The organism is Kribbella flavida DSM 17836 (assembly GCF_000024345.1).
GTDB classification, from domain to species: Bacteria; Actinomycetota; Actinomycetes; order Propionibacteriales; family Kribbellaceae; genus Kribbella; species Kribbella flavida.
Window position 1 is genome coordinate 5,886,946 of the sequence record NC_013729.1, and the last position, 16,839, is coordinate 5,903,784.

The 16,839-nt window shown below is 69.8% G+C and carries 17 protein-coding genes and 1 pseudogene; 7 read left to right on the top strand and 11 right to left on the bottom strand.

The features are described from left to right. Positions 1–275 precede the first annotated feature (275 nt). Both KFLA_RS27020 and KFLA_RS27025 read left to right on the top strand, forming a co-directional pair. Complete coding sequence (locus KFLA_RS27020; RefSeq protein ID WP_041289501.1) at positions 276–854, top strand: alpha/beta hydrolase; 579 nt, start codon at positions 276–278, stop codon at positions 852–854. A 52-nt stretch (positions 855–906) separates the two neighbouring features. Next, entirely contained in the window at positions 907–1,506 is a 600-nt protein-coding gene (locus tag KFLA_RS27025; RefSeq protein WP_012923014.1) for a vitamin K epoxide reductase family protein, read from the top strand. Here the strand turns inward: KFLA_RS27025 and KFLA_RS27030 are convergent. Next, complete coding sequence (locus KFLA_RS27030; RefSeq protein WP_237706607.1) at positions 1,414–2,967, bottom strand: MFS transporter; 1,554 nt, start codon at positions 2,965–2,967, stop codon at positions 1,414–1,416. The genes KFLA_RS27025 and KFLA_RS27030 overlap by 93 nt on opposite strands. Before the next feature lie 55 nt (positions 2,968–3,022). On the opposite strand from KFLA_RS27030, the gene KFLA_RS27035 reads away from it, so the two are divergent. Beyond that, entirely contained in the window at positions 3,023–3,730 is a 708-nt protein-coding gene (locus tag KFLA_RS27035; protein WP_148256747.1) for a TetR/AcrR family transcriptional regulator C-terminal domain-containing protein, read from the top strand. Here the strand turns inward: KFLA_RS27035 and KFLA_RS27040 are convergent. The 4 genes from KFLA_RS27040 to infC form a co-directional block, all read right to left on the bottom strand. After that, positions 3,714–4,553: a TrmH family RNA methyltransferase gene (locus KFLA_RS27040; RefSeq protein ID WP_012923017.1), complete on the bottom strand. Its 840-nt coding sequence runs from the start codon at positions 4,551–4,553 to the stop codon at positions 3,714–3,716. The two genes, KFLA_RS27035 and KFLA_RS27040, sit on opposite strands and share 17 nt — an antisense overlap. Positions 4,554–4,576: 23 nt before the next feature. Next, on the bottom strand, positions 4,577–4,966 hold the full coding sequence (rplT, locus tag KFLA_RS27045) for a 50S ribosomal protein L20 (RefSeq protein WP_012923018.1): 390 nt from the start codon (positions 4,964–4,966) through the stop codon (positions 4,577–4,579). Positions 4,967–5,044: 78 nt separating this feature from the next. Continuing rightward, positions 5,045–5,239, bottom strand: coding sequence for a 50S ribosomal protein L35 (rpmI, locus tag KFLA_RS27050; RefSeq protein WP_012923019.1), 195 nt, complete (start codon positions 5,237–5,239; stop codon positions 5,045–5,047). Positions 5,240–5,312: 73 nt separating this feature from the next. Then, a complete protein-coding gene (infC, locus tag KFLA_RS27055) occupies positions 5,313–6,035 on the bottom strand; it encodes a translation initiation factor IF-3 (protein ID WP_012923020.1) in 723 nt (240 codons plus the stop codon). 297 nt (positions 6,036–6,332) lie between these two features. Between infC and KFLA_RS27060 the strand changes: the two genes are divergently transcribed. After that, positions 6,333–6,761: a DUF1844 domain-containing protein gene (locus KFLA_RS27060; protein ID WP_012923021.1), complete on the top strand. Its 429-nt coding sequence runs from the start codon at positions 6,333–6,335 to the stop codon at positions 6,759–6,761. A 32-nt stretch (positions 6,762–6,793) separates the two neighbouring features. Here KFLA_RS27060 and KFLA_RS27065 read toward each other — a convergent pair whose 3' ends face one another. Continuing rightward, a complete protein-coding gene (locus KFLA_RS27065; RefSeq protein ID WP_012923022.1) occupies positions 6,794–7,972 on the bottom strand; it encodes an MFS transporter in 1,179 nt (392 codons plus the stop codon). Positions 7,973–8,066: 94 nt separating this feature from the next. Here KFLA_RS27065 and KFLA_RS27070 point away from each other — a divergent pair, with 94 nt between their 5' ends. Further along, the gene (locus tag KFLA_RS27070) at positions 8,067–8,651 is read left to right on the top strand and encodes a TetR/AcrR family transcriptional regulator (protein ID WP_012923023.1); all 585 of its coding nucleotides are present in this window, start codon (positions 8,067–8,069) and stop codon (positions 8,649–8,651) included. A gap of 83 nt (positions 8,652–8,734) precedes the next feature. Here KFLA_RS27070 and KFLA_RS27075 read toward each other — a convergent pair whose 3' ends face one another. The 4 genes and pseudogenes from KFLA_RS27075 to KFLA_RS27090 all read right to left on the bottom strand — a co-directional run bounded on the left by KFLA_RS27075 (position 8,735) and on the right by KFLA_RS27090 (position 13,301). Next, complete coding sequence (locus tag KFLA_RS27075; protein WP_012923024.1) at positions 8,735–10,090, bottom strand: galactose-binding domain-containing protein; 1,356 nt, start codon at positions 10,088–10,090, stop codon at positions 8,735–8,737. 118 nt (positions 10,091–10,208) lie between these two features. Continuing rightward, positions 10,209–11,129 carry a carbohydrate ABC transporter permease gene (locus KFLA_RS27080; protein WP_012923025.1) on the bottom strand — a complete coding sequence of 307 codons (921 nt, stop codon included), beginning with the start codon at positions 11,127–11,129 and terminating at the stop codon, positions 10,209–10,211. Then, a pseudogene (locus KFLA_RS27085) lies at positions 11,065–12,004 on the bottom strand (carbohydrate ABC transporter permease); the annotation flags it as partial. The gene KFLA_RS27080 and the pseudogene KFLA_RS27085, both read right to left, overlap by 65 nt. A 4-nt stretch (positions 12,005–12,008) precedes the next feature. After that, complete coding sequence (locus tag KFLA_RS27090; protein WP_012923027.1) at positions 12,009–13,301, bottom strand: ABC transporter substrate-binding protein; 1,293 nt, start codon at positions 13,299–13,301, stop codon at positions 12,009–12,011. A gap of 96 nt (positions 13,302–13,397) precedes the next feature. Between KFLA_RS27090 and KFLA_RS27095 the strand changes: the two genes are divergently transcribed. Both KFLA_RS27095 and KFLA_RS27100 read left to right on the top strand, forming a co-directional pair. Beyond that, the gene (locus KFLA_RS27095; protein ID WP_012923028.1) at positions 13,398–14,414 is read left to right on the top strand and encodes a LacI family DNA-binding transcriptional regulator; all 1,017 of its coding nucleotides are present in this window, start codon (positions 13,398–13,400) and stop codon (positions 14,412–14,414) included. Positions 14,415–14,460: 46 nt separating this feature from the next. Next, positions 14,461–15,630: a glycoside hydrolase 5 family protein gene (locus KFLA_RS27100; protein WP_012923029.1), complete on the top strand. Its 1,170-nt coding sequence runs from the start codon at positions 14,461–14,463 to the stop codon at positions 15,628–15,630. Here the strand turns inward: KFLA_RS27100 and KFLA_RS27105 are convergent. After that, complete coding sequence (locus tag KFLA_RS27105; protein WP_012923030.1) at positions 15,614–16,813, bottom strand: MFS transporter; 1,200 nt, start codon at positions 16,811–16,813, stop codon at positions 15,614–15,616. The two genes, KFLA_RS27100 and KFLA_RS27105, sit on opposite strands and share 17 nt — an antisense overlap. Between the last annotated feature and the right edge of the window lie 26 nt (positions 16,814–16,839).

The window sequence follows — 16,839 nt, forward strand, 5'->3', positions numbered from 1 at the left end:
AACTCACCTCCTGAGCTGCTGGCCGGCTACGACCTGATCGGCTTCGACCCGCGCGGAGTCCAGCGGACAGCAACGTCGATCCGAGCCGGCTTTGGCGTGGCACCACCCTCGCCTGGGAGAAGGCCACCGAGGTCAGGTTCGCCGACTTCGCCGCCTGGGCGGCACGGCGCGACTCCACCTACCACCTGGGCACCACACCGACCGCTGTACGCCGCACTTACCTGTCGCTGCTGAAGCGACTCGATCGGACCCCGGTCGAGACGCCGGAGGGCCGGATGGACGGCAACACGCTACGGGAGCGCACTCGCGGCCCGGGCCTGTACAGAGCGGATGCCGAACCGTTCCCCGCGCTCGCCGAGCTCTACAGGGCGATCGCGACCGGCCAGACCGCCCGGCTGCGGACTGCTGCCGACGACAGCCTGTACCAGTCGTTCAACGCGACCTTCCATGCCATCAACTGCGGAGAAGCGGTCTGGCCGAGGTCCGTCGCCTTCTACCAGGCGGACGTCGCGCGGTCCGCCCGGCTCTACCCGCTGACCGGCGGCATGCCGGCCAACATCACGCCCTGCGCGTTCTGGCCGTTCAAGCCGGCCAAGCCTGTGCGGCTGGCCGACCACGGTCCGGCGAACATCCTGCTCGTGCAGAATCTGCGCGACCCGGCTACGCCGTACGAGGGCGCGCTTCGGATGCGCAAGGCACTCGGAGTGCAGCGCACCGGCATGATCACCGTCGACGCGGGTGGGCACGCCAGCTATCTGACCACCCCCAACAAGTGCTCGGACGCGGCCGCCACCGCCTTCCTGCTCGGTGGACCACTTCCCCGCGATCTGCGGTGCCCGAGCGACGGACGGTAACCGGTGAGGCACAATCGGGGTAGTGCCCGACGAGCCGAAAGCAGCATCCCGTATGACGAACCAGACGGCAGAACTCACCGTCGCTCACGACTCCATCGCGGACCAGCCGCCGGCTGGGCTGCGGTGGCTGCTGGCCGGCGGTGGCGCGATCGGGTTCCTGGCGGCGTTCGTGCTGACCGTGGAGCGGTTCCACCTGCTCACCGACCCGAACTACAAGCCCAGCTGCAGCATCAACTCGGTGCTGTCGTGCGGGTCGGTGATGATGTCCGACCAGGCGGCACTGTTCGGCTTCCCGAACCCGCTGCTCGGCATCGCCGGCTTCGCGATCGTCACCACCCTCGGCGTCGTCCTGCTCGCCGGAGTGCAGCTGCCGCGCTGGATCTGGCTCGGTTTGCAGGTGGGCGCCACCGCCGCGGCCGTGCTGATCCACTGGCTGATCTACCAGAGCATCTACTCGATCGGCGCGCTCTGCCCGTACTGCATGGTCGTCTGGGCGGTGACGATCCCGATCTTCTGGTTCGTCACCCTGCACACCTTCCGCCGGGCCGGCTGGGTCCGCTCACTCAGCGGGTACCACACTGTGATGATCGCGGCCTGGGCCCTGTTCGTCACCGGCATCGTCCTGACCCGCTTCTGGCTCGGCAACGGCTGACCGCGGCAGCACGAGCAGCGCGACCACGGCGCCGGCGGCGGCGCCGATCAGGCCGGCCGCCATCGCGATCGACATCGCGTCGGCGAACGCCTCCCGCGCGGCGGCCGCGAACTGCGGGCCCAAGCCGAGCGTGTCGGCAATCGAGTCGCGTGCTGCCTCCGGCACGGAGTCCGGCAGGGCCGCCGAGTAGGCCGCAGCCAGGACGCTGCCGAGCACGGCGACCGACAGGGCGGCACCGGTCTGCTGCACGGTGTCGTTCATGGCCGAGCCCACTCCTCGGTGCTCCGCCGGCACGGCCTGCATGAGCAGCGTGTACGCCGCCGGTCCGGCCAGCCCGCCGCCGATGCCCATCACCAGCAGACCGACGATCAGCAACCCGTACCCGGTCGACTCGCCGACCTGGGTCAGGATGCCGAAGGCGACGGCGATGACCGCCAGGCCGGTCGCGATCAGGGTCCGGTCGGCCAGCTTCTTGCCGAGCGTCGCGCCGAGACCGTTGAACAGCATCGCCGACGCGGCGTACGGGATCAAAGCCAGGCCGGCCTTGAGCGGGCTGTAGTTCAGCACGAACTGCAGGTACTGCGTGAGCGCGAGCAGCAGGCCGCCCGCGGTGAACGACAGCAGCACGATCGACAGACTGGTACCGCTGAAGTTCCGGTCGCGGAACAACGCGAGCGGCAGCATCGGGTGCGCGCTGCGGCGTTCCCAGAGCGCGAACGCGACCAGCGCCAGCACGCCGATCACCAGTGCGCCCAGCACCCTCGCTGAGCCGAGGCCGTCCGCGGGCACCGAGATGATCGCCCAGACCACCGCCGTCATCCCGACGATCGACAGCACCGCGCCGACCGGGTCCACGTCCCGGGCGGGACCGCGCGACTCCGGGATCAGCACGACCGTGCCGATGATCGCCAGCACCGCGATCGGCACGTTGAGCAGGAAGATCGAGCCCCACCAGAACTTGTCCAGCAGCACGCCACCGATGGTCGGTCCGGCCACCACACCGACCATTGCGACCGTCGACCAGCCGGCCATCGCCTTGCGCTGCTCCTCGGGCGGGAACACCGTGAACAGCAACGACAAGGTGCTCGGCATGAGCAGCGAGCCGCCGACGCCCATCAGCGCCCGGCAGGCGATCAGTTGCGCGGGGTCGGTGGCCGCGGTCGCCAGCATCGACGCGGCGCCGAACAGCACCAGGCCGATCACCAGCATGCGTTTGCGGCCGAACCGGTCGGACAGACTGCCCGCGGTCAGCAGCAGGCCCGCGAAGGCCAGGATGTAGGCGTCGATGATCCACTGCACGTCTGCCGGGGTGGCGGACAGGTCGCGCATCAGCGACGGGATCGCCAGGTTGAGAACTGTGTTGTCGACCACCAGCACCATCAGGCTCAGGCAGAGGATCAGCAGGATCCACCAGCGGCGGGGATGGCCGGTGCTCGTCGACTCGAACGCTGTACTAGTCACTCGCACACTGTACGACAGACTCGTACACTGTGCGAGTCCGGATAGAATGCTTGGCATGGACTCGATCTGGACCAGGCAACGACCCGCCGCCTCGGCCCGGGAGACGCTCAGCCGGGAGCAGATCGTCAAGACCACCATGGAACTGCTGGACACCGAGGGCCTGGCCGGCCTCAGCATGCGAAAGCTGGCCGCCCGGCTCGACTCCGGTGCCACCAGCCTCTACTGGCACGTGCAGACCAAGGACGACCTGATCGACCTGGTCGTCGACGAGGCGTACGGCGAGGTCGACGTACCGGACGCAGAGCTGGCCGGCTGGCGCGCCGGGGCACTGCTGTTCGCCCACAGCCTGCGCGCTGTCGTGCTGCGGCACGGCTGGCTCCCCGAGGTGATCTACCTGCGCCCCAGCGTCGGACCGAACGCCATCAGCATGGGCGGCCGCGGGCTGAAGCTGTTCGCCGCCGCCGGCTTCACCGGCCGGGACATCGACTACGCGATGAGCGCGGTCTTGTCGTTCGTGCTGGGCACCGCGAACTCCCAGGCTGCCTGGGAGGCGTCGGTCCGGCGCTCCGGCCGCTCGCTCGAGCAGATGAACAGCGAGATCCTCGCCGGGGTGGACCAGATCACCGCGGCGGAGCCGATGATGCACGAGTCGATCCAGCGGCGGCGGGTGGTCAGCATGGATCAGCTGCAGAACGAGTCGTTCGCCTTCGGGCTCGACAGCCTGCTGGACGGGCTGGAGAAGCGGCTCAGCCCTGATCGCTGACGGGCGGCTCGACGACGCGCTGGGCCCGGGCCGAGGCGTACAGGCACACGGCCGCGGCCGTCGCCAGGTTGAGGCTTTCCGCGCGGCCGTAGATCGGCACCTTCACGGACCGGTCCACGATGGCGTCGAAGCCGTCCGGCAGCCCGTGCGCCTCGTTGCCGAACAGCCACACGGTCGGCTTGGCCAGGGTGCCGTCGTCGATGCACTCGTCCAGGTCGACACTGCCGTAGCCGTCGGCGGCGAGCACCTGAACGCCCTGGTCCCGCCAGGACTTCGCGGCCGCGGGAATGTCCACCTCGACCGCGATCGGGAGGTGGAACAGGCTGCCGACGCTGGCCCGGACGGCCTTCGGGTTGTGCGGGTCCACCGACTCGCCGGACAGCACGACGGCGTCGGCGCCGGCCGCGTCCGCGGTCCGGATCAGGGTGCCGGCATTGCCGGGATCGCGCACCTGCACGCCGACGGCCACCAGCGACGCGGTACGCCGTACCGCCTCGTCCAGGGGGACGTCGACCAGTGAGCAGACCGCGACGACGCCCTGCGAGGTGACGGTCTCGCTCAGCGCCTCGACGCCGGCCCGGTCCACCTCGTACCACGGCACGCCGGCCGCGGCGGCCAGGTCGCGCAGGTCACGGTGCCGGGTGGCGACGTCGGGTTCGGCGAACACCTCGATCACGCTGTCGCGGTGCTCGAGCGCCTCCCGGACGGCCTGCGGGCCCTCGACCAGGAACCGGCCGGTCTTGCGCCGGAACGCACGAGTGGCGAGCCTGCGGGCCTGTTTGATCCGCACAGACTGCGCGGTCAACAGACCCGGGCTCGCCACTGGACGTGCTACGAAGTCGCCGGTCAGGCGGCAGCGTCGCTCTTGGCGTTCACGTCGGCCGGCAGGGCGGCCTTGGCCACCGCGACCAGCGCGGAGAACGCCGCGGCGTCGTTCACGGCCAGGTCGGCCAGGATCTTGCGGTCGACCTCGACCTCGGCCAGCCGCAGGCCCTGGATGAACCGGTTGTAGGTCAGGCCCTCCGCGCGGGTCGCAGCGTTGATGCGCTGGATCCACAGCTTGCGGAAGTCGCCCTTGCGCGCCTTGCGGTCACGGTAGGCGTAGACCAGCGAGTGGGTGACCTGCTCCTTGGCCTTGCGGTACAGCCGCGAGCGCTGGCCCCGGTAGCCGCTGGCCTGCTCGAGTACGACCCGGCGCTTCTTGTGGGCGTTGACTGCCCGCTTCACGCGTGCCATGAGGTGTTACTCCTTGTATTTGCGCGCCGGAGCCGGACTGGGCCCACTCGGCGGGGATGTTCGGGGGGTGGAGGAGGCTCAGATGCCGAGGAGCTTCTTGGCCTTCTTGACGTACGACGGTGCGACCTCGACGGTGCCGGACAGGCGACGCTTGCGCTTGGACGACTTCGCCTCCGCGAGGTGGCGGATACCGGTCTGCTCGCGGCGGATCTTGCCCGAGCCCGTGATCCGGACGCGCTTCTTCATCCCCGAGTGGGTCTTCATCTTCGGCATGGCTGTGTTCTCTCGTTTCTTTCGTCGACTCGATCGGGAGCCCGGCTCCGGCCTTGACGGCCGGAGCGACGGATCACTCCGGGTCGAGGTTGTCGGCCGGACCCTTCGGCTTCTTGGTGGCCCCGGCGGCCCTCTCGGCCTCGAACTGCTTGAGCTGCTCGGCCCGCTCGAGGCGCTCGGCCTCTTGCTCGGCTTCGTGCTCGGCAAGCTTCTTGGCCTTCTCGGCTTCCACGTCCACGCGCGCTTCGGACTTCTTCTTGTGCGGCCCGAGCACCATGATCATGTTGCGGCCGTCCTGACGCGGCGAGGACTCGACGAAGCCGAGCTCGCTGACGTCCTCGGCCAGCCGCTGCAGCAGCCGGAACCCCAGCTCGGGGCGGGACTGCTCGCGACCACGGAACATGATCGTGATCTTCACCTTGTCACCGGCACGGAGGAAGCGGACGACGTGACCCTTCTTGGTCTCGTAGTCGTGCGGGTCGATCTTCGGCCGCAGCTTCATCTCTTTGATGACGGTGTTGGTCTGGTTCCGGCGAGACTCGCGCGCCTTCTGCGCGGTCTCGTACTTGTACTTGCCGAAATCCATCAGCTTGCAGACCGGCGGGCGTGCCGTGGCCGCAACCTCGACCAGGTCGAGATCGGCTTCCTGTGCCAACCGCAGTGCGTCCTCGATCCGGACGATGCCTACCTGCTCACCGTTCGGTCCGACCAGACGCACCTCGGGAACGCGGATGCGCTCGTTGACGCGCAGTTCAATGGTGATGGGTCCTCCTGGGTTGTTCGTTACTGGTGCCACCTCGCGGCCGCCGGGGCCTTCTCGCCGGAAACGGCAAAAGGCCCTCGTGCGTCCGCACGAAGGCCCAATTCCCAGATCGACGGAACACCAACCCGCGAACGGGAACGGTACGCCGTACGATCGCCGTGGTGGTCCGGCGGTGAAACCGGGCTACCTCGACGTGACCGGGACCCGCCGACTGTTCATCGACTGGGTGGGAGGTGGCCCTCCGCTTGGACCTGAACCGCTGGTGTCCCTCGAGTATTCCGCTCAGGGGTCACCGTCGGACCTGGTCGGTCGCCATGCAAGAGTAGCAGCATGAGCGACCCAGTCTCCACTCCGACCGATTCCGCCTCCGCACCGCCCGCCGACACCGCCGGAGAGCAGGCCCGGGTGGACCCGATGTCGACGGTTTCCCGGGACATCGCCGAGGTCCCGAGCGTGGAGATCATCTCGACCGCCGCCCTGCACCTGATGAGCGCGGCGGCCGTCAACCTCGGCCTCGCCGAGGACCTGCCCGAGCACCAGGACCTGGACGAGGCCCGCTCGCTCATCGACGCCTTGGCCGGCCTGCTGGACGCCTCCGCCGCCAGCCTCGGCCACCACCACGCCGCTCCGCTGCGCGACGGTCTGCGCTCGCTGCAGCTCGCCTTCAAGGAAGCCTCCACGATCCCGGACGAGCCGGGCCAGGGCCCGGGCGAGAAGTACACCGGCGAGGTCCACCCCAGCGCCCCCCGCCGCGGCTGACCCCTGTCCGCGCCGGCGCACACTGGCCGAGGTCAGCGCAGGGCCGGCGTACGGCGGGCAGCCAGGACGGCGCAGCCGGCCAGCAGCAGCAATCCGCCCGCGCCGAGCAGCACACCGCGCAGCGGCAGCGTGTCGATGACGACCGCGCCACCGAGCGCGCCGAGACCGATGGCCAGGTTGAAGGTCGCGACCCACAAGGCCGTCGCGGCCTCGACCGACCGCGGAGCCACCCTCATCATCCAGCTCTGCAGACTGACGGACACGCCGCCGTACGCCAGACCCCAGGCGACCAGCAGACCGATCCCGGTGGCCGGACGGCCGCCCGCCACCGGGAAGACGAGCAGTACCACCGCGAGCGCCGCAACGATGCCGGCCACCGTCCGGTACAGGCTGCGCGGCAGCAGGGCGCCGGCGACGAAGTTGCCGATGATGCCGGCGGCGCCGAACCCGAACAGCAACGCACCGATGAACCGCTCGTCGACACCGCTGATGTCCTGCAGAACCGGGCTCATGAACGTATAGGCGCAGAAGTGCCCGGTGACGACGAGGAGGGTCGCGACGATACCGATTCGCACACCGCGGTTCGCCAGCTGTCCGGCGAGCTCGCGCAGGCGGACCGGCTGTGCCGCGCTGAGCGGCGGCAGTACCGCCAGCAGGACCACGAAGGTCACCAGGGCGAGCGCGCCCAGCGCCGCGAACGCGACCCGCCAACCGGCCCAGGTGCCGAGCAGGGCCCCGATCGGTACGCCGAGAACGTTCGCCGCGCCGACTCCCCCGAAGACCACGGCCGTCGCCCGCGCGACGTGCGCCGGTGGGACCAGCCGGACGGCCAGGCCACCCGCGACCGCCCAGAAGCCGCCGACCGCGACCCCGACCAGGAAGCGCGAGCCGATCAGCACCGGGTAGTTCGGCGCGAGGGCCGAGACCACGTTCGCGGCCGTCATCAGGGCCATCAACCCGGCCAGCAGCAGCCTGCGATCCAGCGTGCCGATCAGCAACGGAACCACGGGAGCGGCGATCGCGGCGACGAGGCTCGGCACGGTCACCAGCAGTCCGGCCGTTCCCTCCGAGACCGACAGCGAGTCGCCGACCCCAGTGAGCAGACCGATCGGCAGCTGTTCGGCCGTGACCAGCAGAAAGGTGCCTGCGGTCACCGCCCACACCGGTAGCCAGTTGACCCGGGCCTCGACGTGCCCTCGGACTGTCGTCATCTCTGTCTCCGTCAAGTTTGGGAGCGATCGTTACCGAACAGCTCGCCACCCTAGTACGGGATCGATCGCTCCACAACACTGGTACGGTGATGCCGTGGCACGACCCCGGCAGTTCGACGAAGACGACGTGGTGGAGCGGGCGACCAGGCTGTTCTGGCGGCGCGGCTACCACGCGACCTCGGTGCGCGATCTCGGCAGCGAGCTCGAACTGCGGCCGAGCAGCCTGTACCGGACGTTCACCGACAAGCACGCCCTGTTCCTGCGCGCGCTGGACCACTACCGGCAGACGGAGTCCGCCGAGGCGGAGCGACGGCTGGCGGCCGCCGGCCCGACGCCCGAGGTCCTGCGGGACTGGATGGTCTGGATGGTGCGGGAGAAGAACGCGCGCGGCTGCTTCGTGGTCAACACCGCCACCGAGCTCGGCACGGCGCACGCGGACGTTCGGCAGCGGACGGATGCCGCCTTTGCCGTGACCCGGGAAGCGTTGACCACGCTGCTGCGGCGTGGGGTCGCGACCGGAGAGTTCCCCGCCGGCCTCGACGTGCCGGCCACCGCCGGACTGTTGTTCACCACCCTGCTCGGGCTCGAGGTGCGGGAACGGGCCGGGCACGAGCTCGACGAGCTCATCGCGACGATCGACGCTGTCCTGGCCCAGCTGGGTCTGCGACCCCAAGCCTGAGCGGCCCAGCCGGCGGGAGTGGCGGGGCCGCTCAGGAGTGTGTCAGCTGCCGGCCCGGGAGGGCTGGTCAGCTTCGGACCTGATCAGGCGAAGACCTTCAGCTCGTAGATGCGAGCGGCCGGGTCGGCGCCTTGGGTGGGCGTGGTGATGTTCAGCCGGACGTAGCGGGCCGACACACCGGACAGGGCATGCGTGGTGACCGCGGCCGTGTTGGCGGTGACAGTGGCGCGGGTGGTCCAGGTGGATCCGTCGCCGGACGTCTGCACCGTGAAGGCGCGGGTGTTGTACGCCGCGGACTCACCTCCGGCCGCGGCGTGCGAGATCTCCACGCTGCCCAGGGTCTGGGCCGAACCGAGGTCCACCCGCAGCCACTTGGACGCGGCGAGCGTGCAGAACTTGTCTGCGGTGCCACCGGAGACGCTGCCGTTGACCGCCTTGGCCGGGCCTTCGGTGCTGGTGCACGCGGCCGACCCCGTGGCGGCCTTGTTCAGCGCGAGGTTGGCCGGGCCGCCGGCGCCGCCGGACATCGCCGAGGTCATCTCCCGGGCCCACTGCCACGGCGCCGCGGTGCCGCCCGGGTCGGAGTTGAAGTACTCCCAGCCGTCCACGCCACCGAAGGTCGGGTACTTCGCGACGAGCTGGGCCAGGGTGTTCTTCAGCGTCGGCAGCGGCACGTAGCCGCCGCAGTTCGCGGAGTTGGTGACCACGCCGGTGACCACCTTGTGCGGCGGGAAGACGCCGCGGTTGATGATGTTGTCGTACCCGGTGGTGCTGGCCATCGAGCCCCAGCCGCAGTAGAACTGCGCGTTGTACCAGTCGATCTTCGCCCCGCGCTCCCGCTCCAGCGTCTCGTAGTTGAAGCCGCTGAGGTTGCCACCGCCGCTCAGCGCGGTCGCGACCGGCGCCAGCGTGATCACGAAGTCGGTGCCGAAGTCGGTGGTCAGCTGGTCGATCAGCCGGTTGATCCCGGCCTGCGACATGTTCTCCTCGACGTCCAGGTCCAGCCCGTCCAGCCCGTACGTCGTGACCAGGTTCTTCAGCTTCGGGTAATACGTCGCGAAGTCGGTGTCGAGCCGCTGGAACGTGCCCTGCGCGGCGCCGCCGACGAACGCGGACACCCGGACGCCCCGGGCCTGCATCGCGGCCAGGTCGGCCCACATCTGGGTGTACCGCGGGTCCGACGGCGGGTGGTCGTTGACGTGGGTGCTGCCGTCGCTGTTGAGGTGGATCGCCCCCACCAGCACGTCGGTGACGCCGGTGTTGTTGTCCACCAGCGGCTTCGGCGACACGTACACGTTGTTCAGGTACTGCGTCTGGTAGTAGACGACAACCCGCTTGGTGTCGGCCGCCGTCCGGGTCTGCGCCGCCTCGGCGGGCGCCGTCACGACGCCCGCACCGAGCACCGCGGCCGCGGCCATGATCATTGCTCTGCGCAACATTTTGTGCTCCTTCGAACCACACCTGTGTGTCCTGCGCCAGTTCTCCGTGCGCCGGAGACAGTGTGCGGAGAGCTGGCGCAGGGCACGGGGCGGATGGGATGGTCGAACAAGTGCTCTTCTAGCCTTTGACGGCGCCCTCCTCCACGCCTTTGAAGAAGAACCGCTGCAACGTCGCGAACACGATCACGATCGGGATGAACGCGATCATCGTGCCCGCGGCGATCAGCCGGGGGTTGTTGGTGAAGGTGCCGGACAGGTACTGCAGCCCGACGGTCAGGGTGTACTTGTCCGGGTCGGTGAGCACGATCAGCGGCCAGAGGAAGTCGTCCCAGGCTCCGATGAAGGCGAAGATCGCCACCACGCTGAGGGTGCCGCGCACACTCGGCAGGCCGATGTACACGAACCGCTGCCAGACGTTCGCGCCGTCCACGACCGCGGCCTGGTCGACCTCGACCGGCAGCGAGCGGAACGCGTTGTACATCAGCAGCACGTTCAGCGCACCGATCATGCCGGGCAGCGCGACCCCGAACAGCGTGTTCGCCAGGCCGAACTCCCGCACGGTCACGTACTGGCTGATGATCGTCACCTCGCCGGGCAGCACGAGCGTGGCCAGGAACAGCCCGAGCACCAGCTTGCGGCCCTTGAACTGCAGCCGCGACAGCGCGAACCCGGCCAGCGCCGAGCCGATCAGGTTGCCCCCGACCACCAGCACGGCGACCATCAGCGAGTTCCGGGCGTAGTCCCAGACCGGGATGGTGTCGGCCACCGCGCCGTAGTGGTCCAGCGTCGGCTGCGACGGCAGCAGCCGCGGGATCCGGGTGTAGATGTCCTCCCCGGACCCCTTCAGCGACGTGGACAGCTGCCACAGGAACGGCCCGATGGTGATCAGCAGCACGAACACCAGCAGGACGTAGCGGACCACCTTCTCGGTCGTCGACATCGTGTTGAAGCCGAACGACGCCCGCCGGCGCCGACGCGGCGGCGTACCGGGCTCGTCCGGTACGGCGACGGGCCGGACGGGATCTGTTACAAGACTCATGCGTCCGCCGCCTTCCGGTTCATACGGGCCAGGGCCAGCATCGGGACCACTGTGACGAAGAACAGCACGATCGACAGCGCGGAGGCGTAGCCGAGGTTGCCCTCGAAGCCCTGGCTGTACTGCTGGATCAGCATCACCACGGAGGAGTCGCGGCCGCCGGGACCGCCGTTGCCGCCGCTGAGGATGTACAGCTCGGAGAACACCCGCAAAGCCGACACCGAGATCAGGATGGAGACCAGGATCATCGTGCCGCGGACGCCGGGAATGGTGATGTTGGTGAACCGCCGGAACGCGCTCGCCCCGTCGACGGCGGCCGCCTCGTGCAGCTCACGGCCGACGTTCCCGAGCGCGGCCAGGTAGATGATCATGTAGTAGCCGAGCCCCTTCCACACGGTCAGGCTGATCGCGCTGAACAGCAGCAGCCACTGGTCGCTGAGGAACGGCAGCGGACCGGAGATGAAGCCCAGCTTCTCGGCCAGCCCGTTGACCAGTCCGCGGTCGTCCAGGATCCACTGCCAGATCAGCGCGACGACCACCGCGGAGGCCACCACCGGGGTGTAGAAGGCGGTCCGGAAGAACGTGATGCCGGGCAGCTTCTTCTCCACCAGCACCGCCAGCGCCAACGGCACGATGGTCAGGAACGGCAGGCAGACCACCATGTAGATCACGCTGTTCAGCAACGCGTAGCGCAGCTGCTCGTCATGCAGCAGGGCCTCGAAGTTCTTCAGCCCGACGAACGTGCCGCCGCCGATCGGCTTGGCGTTGGTGAAGGACAGGATGACGGTGTTGATCGACGGCCACAGGTTGAACACCAGCAACCAGGTGAGTGCCGGCACGACCAGCACCCAGGGAGAGAACCACCGGTGGTAGCGCATCGCGTTACTGGGCCAGCAGCTGGTCGGCCTTGGCCACCGCGGCGTCCAGGGCCTGCTGGGAGCTGACCTTGCCGGCGATCGCCAGCGAGATCTGCTGGTTGATGAAGTCGTTGGTGGCGCCGCTGATCACGGCCGGCTGCAGCGACTTCGCCTTGGCCAGCGACTCGAACGCGAGCACCTTGGCGTCGCTGGTCGGCGTACCGTCGCTCTTCGAGAAGTACGGGTCGTTCGCCGAGGCCTTGGTGCTGGGGAAGATGTTCACGATCTTGGCGAACGCGGCCTGGTTCTCGGCGTTGGTGACGAACTTGGCCAGCGCGATCGCGGCCGCCTGGTTCTTGCTCTTCGCCGAGACCGACAGCCCCTGCACGTACAGCGGCGGAGTGTCCAGCGCCGGCGACGGCACGACCTTGCCCTTCAGCGACGGGTTGTCCTTCTGGAAGTCGGCGATCGCGTTGCCGCCGCCGGTCGTCCAGGCCACCTTGCTCTGGGTGAAGAGCTTGGAGTTGCCCAGGTACTCCTGGGTCAGGATGTCGCGCGGCAGGTAGCCGGCCTGGTACGCGTCGCGGTACTTGTCCAGCAGCGCGACGGCCTCGGGGGTGTTGAAGGTGAACTTCTTGCCGTCGTCGCTGAGGATCTTCACGCCTGCGTTGGTGAGGTCGCCGATGCCGGGCAGCCGGCTCATCAGGTACTCGCGGCCGCCGGACTTGTCGTGCATCACCTTGGCCGCGGCCAGCAGTTCGTCGAAGGTCTTCGGCGGGTTCTTCGCGTCCAGGCCGACGGCCGCGAACTTCGCCGAGTTCCAGTAGGAGATGTCGGTGTTGAGGTACCACGGGTAGCCGAAGGTGCCGGTCAGCCCCTGGTACTGGTACGCCGTGACGCCGCCCTCGACGTAGTCGGTCGCCACCGCCGGGTCGGCGGCGGCGACGTCGAGCAGCAGGTTCTGCTTGGCCAGCGGCAGCGCGAACTCCGGCGGCAGGTTGGTGACGTCGGGCAGCTGACCGGCCGACGCCTGGCTGAGCACCTTCTTGTCGTACCCGTCGCCCGGCTGGTCCAGCCAGGTCACCTCGGTGCCCGGGTACTTGGCCTCGAAGGCCTTGATCACGCCCTCGACGTACGCGGTGAACTTCGGCTTCAGCGCCCAGGTCTGGAAGCTGACCTCGCCGGTCACCTCGGCGTTGGCATCGACCGTCGGCTGGGCGCCGGCGGCCGTCTCGTCGGACGAGCCGAGACCACAGCCGGCCAGGGTGAGGGCCGCGACGGCAAGAGCTGCCACCCCGGTCAAGCGACGACTACGCATGGGGAATCTCCTGGGAGTGATAAACCGGTATAGCTCCTGCACTATCCACATCGTAGAATCCGCTGTCAAGGGTGGGGACCGAGCAGGAGGTGGCCGATGGCCAGACCGACGATCGCCGACATCGCCGACCGGGCCGGCGTGTCCAAGGGCGCCGTCTCGTTCGCGCTGAACGGGCGGCCGGGCGTGAGCGAGGCGACTCGGGCCCGGATCCTGGCGATCGCCGAGCAGATGAGCTGGCGGCCGCACAGCGCGGCCCGGGCACTGGGCGCCTCCCGGGTCGACTCGGTCGGCCTGGTGATCGCCCGGCCGGCCCGCACGCTCGGCGTCGAGCCGTTCTTCGCGCACCTGCTCTCCGGGCTGCAGTCCGGTCTGTCCGCGCACTCGATCTCGCTGCAGCTGCTGATCGTGGAGAACACCGAGGCCGAGATCGAGGTCTACCGCCGGTGGACCTCGGAGCACCGGGTGGACGGCGTGATCCTGGTCGACCTGACCGTGAAGGACCCGCGGGTGGAGGCGCTCAAGGCGCTGGAGCTGCCGGCCGTGGTGATCGGCGGCCGGGGCGGCAAGGGCGCGCTGCCGTCGGTCTGGGCCGACGACCGGGACGCGATGCTGGCGATCGTGGAGTACCTGGCCGCGCTCGGCCACCGGCGGATCGCGCACGTCGCCGGCACGCCGAACTTCCAGCACACCCAGCGCCGGATCCGGGCGGTGCGCGACGCCGCCCCCCGGCTCGGGCTGGTCGACGCGCCGTCGCTGCCGACCGACTTCAGCGACGCCGAGGGCGCCGCGACCACCCGCAAGCTGCTCTCCCAGGCGGTCCGGCCGACCGCGATCGTCTACGACAGCGACGTGATGGCGGTGGCCGGACTGGGGGTGGCGATGGAGATGGGCGTCGCGGTGCCCGGCGAGCTGTCGATCGTGGCCTTCGACGACTCGATCCTGACCCAGCTGATGCACCCGGCGCTGACCGCGCTGTCGCGGGACACCTTCGACTTCGGCCGGCAGGCGGCCGAGGTGCTGCTGGAGGTGGTCGCCGACCCCACCACGGTGGTCAACCGCCGCACCGCGGACCCGGTGCTGACCGTGCGGGAGTCCACCGCCCCGCCCGCGTGAGCCGGCTCAGTTGCTCGGATCCCTAAACCGATTTAGCATCCTCAGCATGCTCTCGGATCCCGCCACGCCCCGGTTCGGGGCGAACTACGTGCCGTCGTCCGGCTGGTTCTACAGCTGGCTGGACTACGACGGGGACGCCGTCCGCCGCGACCTCGCCGACCTGGCCGGGCTCGGGCTCGACCACGTGCGGGTCTTCCCGGTCTGGCCGTGGATCCAGCCGAACCGCGCGATCATCCGGCAGCGCGCGGTCGACGACCTGCTCGACACGATCGACGCCGCGGCCGAGCACGGCCTGACCGTTGCGGTCGACCTGGTCCAGGGCCACCTGTCCAGCTTCGACTTCCTGCCGTCGTGGGCGCTGACCTGGCACAAGGCCAGCCTCTTCGAGGACTCGACCGTGCGCGCCGGGCTCACGGCGTACTGCGCGGCGGTGGCGGGCGCGGTGTCCAGCCGGCCGAACGTCTTCGCGATCACGCTCGGCAACGAGGTCAACAACCTCTGGCCGGACAGCTCGACGACTCCCGCGACCTCGACCGCCTGGGCGCAGGAACTGCTGACCACGGTGAAGAAGGCCGCGCCGGACGTGCTCGCCCTGCACTCGATCTTCGACGACGCCTGGTACCGGCCGGACCACCCGTTCAGCCCCGTCGACGTGGTCGACCTGGGTGAGCTGAGCACCGTCCACTCGTGGGTTTTCAACGGGGTCTCTCGAGTGGACGGACCGCTCGGTCCGGCGACGCTGACGCACGCCGACTACCTGGTCGAGCTGGCCGCGGCGACGTCGGTGGACCCGGCGCGCCCCGTCTGGCTGCAGGAGATCGGCGTACCGGGGCCGGACATCCCGGTGGAGCTGCAGGCGGAGTTCACCCGGCGTACGGTCGAGCAGGTCGTGCACAACCCGGCTCTGTGGGGCATCACCTGGTGGTCGTCGCACGACATCGACCGGCGGCTGCTCGACTTCCCGGACCGGGAGTACGACCTCGGGCTGTTCACCATCGACCATCAGCGCAAGCCGGCCGCCGCCGCGCTCGCCGAGGTGATCGCCGAGATTCGCTCGGGCGGGGTGCACCCCGCGGCGGCGACCACGCTGACGGCGCCGGTGAACCTGCGGACCGAGCTCGATCGCCGGGCGCAGATCGCCCCGGGCAGCGACTTCCACCGGGAGTGGGTCGCCGCGCGCGCCCACGGGCCGGTCCGGATCAGCCTGCCTTCCTGACCAGCACGCGATCGGCGACCGCGGCGAGCAGGAACGCGCCGGCCGCCATCGCCAAGGCGAGCCGGCCGCTGCCGCCGGCGACTCCGGCCAGCGCACCGGCCAGGGCCGCTCCGCCGATCTTGAGGCTCGCCGTGGTGACGAAAACCTGCGCCCGCAGCTCCTCGGGCGCGGCCTGCCGGCAGGCCTCCATCACGGCGGCGAGAAACGGCCCGTTCGCGAGGCCGATCACGCCGAAGGCGAGCAACGCCATCAGGTACGCCGGTCCGAGTGCCGCGGCGGCCGCGGCGGCGGCCATCACGACCAAGCAGATCGCGGCACGGTCGAGCGGGCGGCCCGGCAACGGGCGGATCGCGATCAGCAGCGCCCCGACCAGGCTCCCGAAGCCGTACGCCGAGAGCAGCAGCCCGCCGTCCGCCGCCTGACGACCGAGGTCAGCGCTCAACAGTGGAACGAGGACTGGGAAGGTGCCGGTCCCCAAGCCGGCCAGCACGAAGCACAGGGCGACGCGGCGCAGGTCCGGGGTCTTGGTGAAAGCCTTCAGCAGCGCGCCGCGAGGCGTTCGGACCGGAGTCTCGTGCCGGCGTGCCTCGGCGGGCAGCGTCAGGACCAGAAGTCCGGCGGCCAGGGCCGTGGCGCCGAGGCAGCCGAGCGCGCCGCGCGGGCCGATCAGCGTCGCCAGCACCGCGGCCGCGGCCGGTCCCGCGGTCGTTGCGACGCCCCAGGTCGCGCTGTCCAGGGCGAGCTCCCGCCGGGTGCTGAGCCGGCTGCTCAGCCCACCGCCCAGCAACGGACCCGCCGAACCGGCCAGCAACGCGGCCCCGAGCGCGAGCACGAACGGCGCGCGGCCCAGCAGAACCGCGGCGATCAGCAGAGCGCCGGCGTACACGGTGAACCCGAGCGCGAGGATCCGGCGCTTGTCCCGGACGCGGTCGAGGATCCGCCCGATCCACGGCCCGACGAGGTGCGGCACGATCAGCGCCGCGGCCAGCAGCCCACCCGCCGCCGCGCCGGCGCCGGTCACCACGGCCAGCAGCACCACGCCCACCATCGCCCCGTCGTTGGCGCCTCTGATCAGGACGGCCACCGTGAGATAGCGCTTGAGCCCGGGCCGAGCCGACTCGCGCTCGGCCGCTTCGGGCGCAGTGGATTCCAGCGTCTGGCGTTTGAGTGGTAACAAGCTCATGCCGCCAGGTTTCCAGCAAAAATGGT

Excerpts from the sequence above, each read along its gene's own strand:
- KFLA_RS27020 (WP_041289501.1), top strand. The coding sequence starts at position 276 with ATGGACGGCAACACGCTACGGGAGCGCACTCGCGGCCCGGGCCTGTAC.
- KFLA_RS27025 (WP_012923014.1), top strand. The coding sequence starts at position 907 with ATGACGAACCAGACGGCAGAACTCACCGTCGCTCACGACTCCATCGCG.
- KFLA_RS27035 (WP_148256747.1), top strand. The coding sequence starts at position 3,023 with ATGGACTCGATCTGGACCAGGCAACGACCCGCCGCCTCGGCCCGGGAG.
- rplT (WP_012923018.1), bottom strand. The coding sequence starts at position 4,966 with ATGGCACGCGTGAAGCGGGCAGTCAACGCCCACAAGAAGCGCCGGGTC.
- rpmI (WP_012923019.1), bottom strand. The coding sequence starts at position 5,239 with ATGCCGAAGATGAAGACCCACTCGGGGATGAAGAAGCGCGTCCGGATC.
- KFLA_RS27060 (WP_012923021.1), top strand. The coding sequence starts at position 6,333 with ATGAGCGACCCAGTCTCCACTCCGACCGATTCCGCCTCCGCACCGCCC.
- KFLA_RS27065 (WP_012923022.1), bottom strand. The coding sequence starts at position 7,972 with ATGACGACAGTCCGAGGGCACGTCGAGGCCCGGGTCAACTGGCTACCG.
- KFLA_RS27075 (WP_012923024.1), bottom strand. The coding sequence starts at position 10,090 with ATGTTGCGCAGAGCAATGATCATGGCCGCGGCCGCGGTGCTCGGTGCG.
- KFLA_RS27080 (WP_012923025.1), bottom strand. The coding sequence starts at position 11,129 with ATGAGTCTTGTAACAGATCCCGTCCGGCCCGTCGCCGTACCGGACGAG.
- KFLA_RS27090 (WP_012923027.1), bottom strand. The coding sequence starts at position 13,301 with ATGCGTAGTCGTCGCTTGACCGGGGTGGCAGCTCTTGCCGTCGCGGCC.
- KFLA_RS27095 (WP_012923028.1), top strand. The coding sequence starts at position 13,398 with ATGGCCAGACCGACGATCGCCGACATCGCCGACCGGGCCGGCGTGTCC.
- KFLA_RS27100 (WP_012923029.1), top strand. The coding sequence starts at position 14,461 with ATGCTCTCGGATCCCGCCACGCCCCGGTTCGGGGCGAACTACGTGCCG.
- KFLA_RS27105 (WP_012923030.1), bottom strand. The coding sequence starts at position 16,813 with ATGAGCTTGTTACCACTCAAACGCCAGACGCTGGAATCCACTGCGCCC.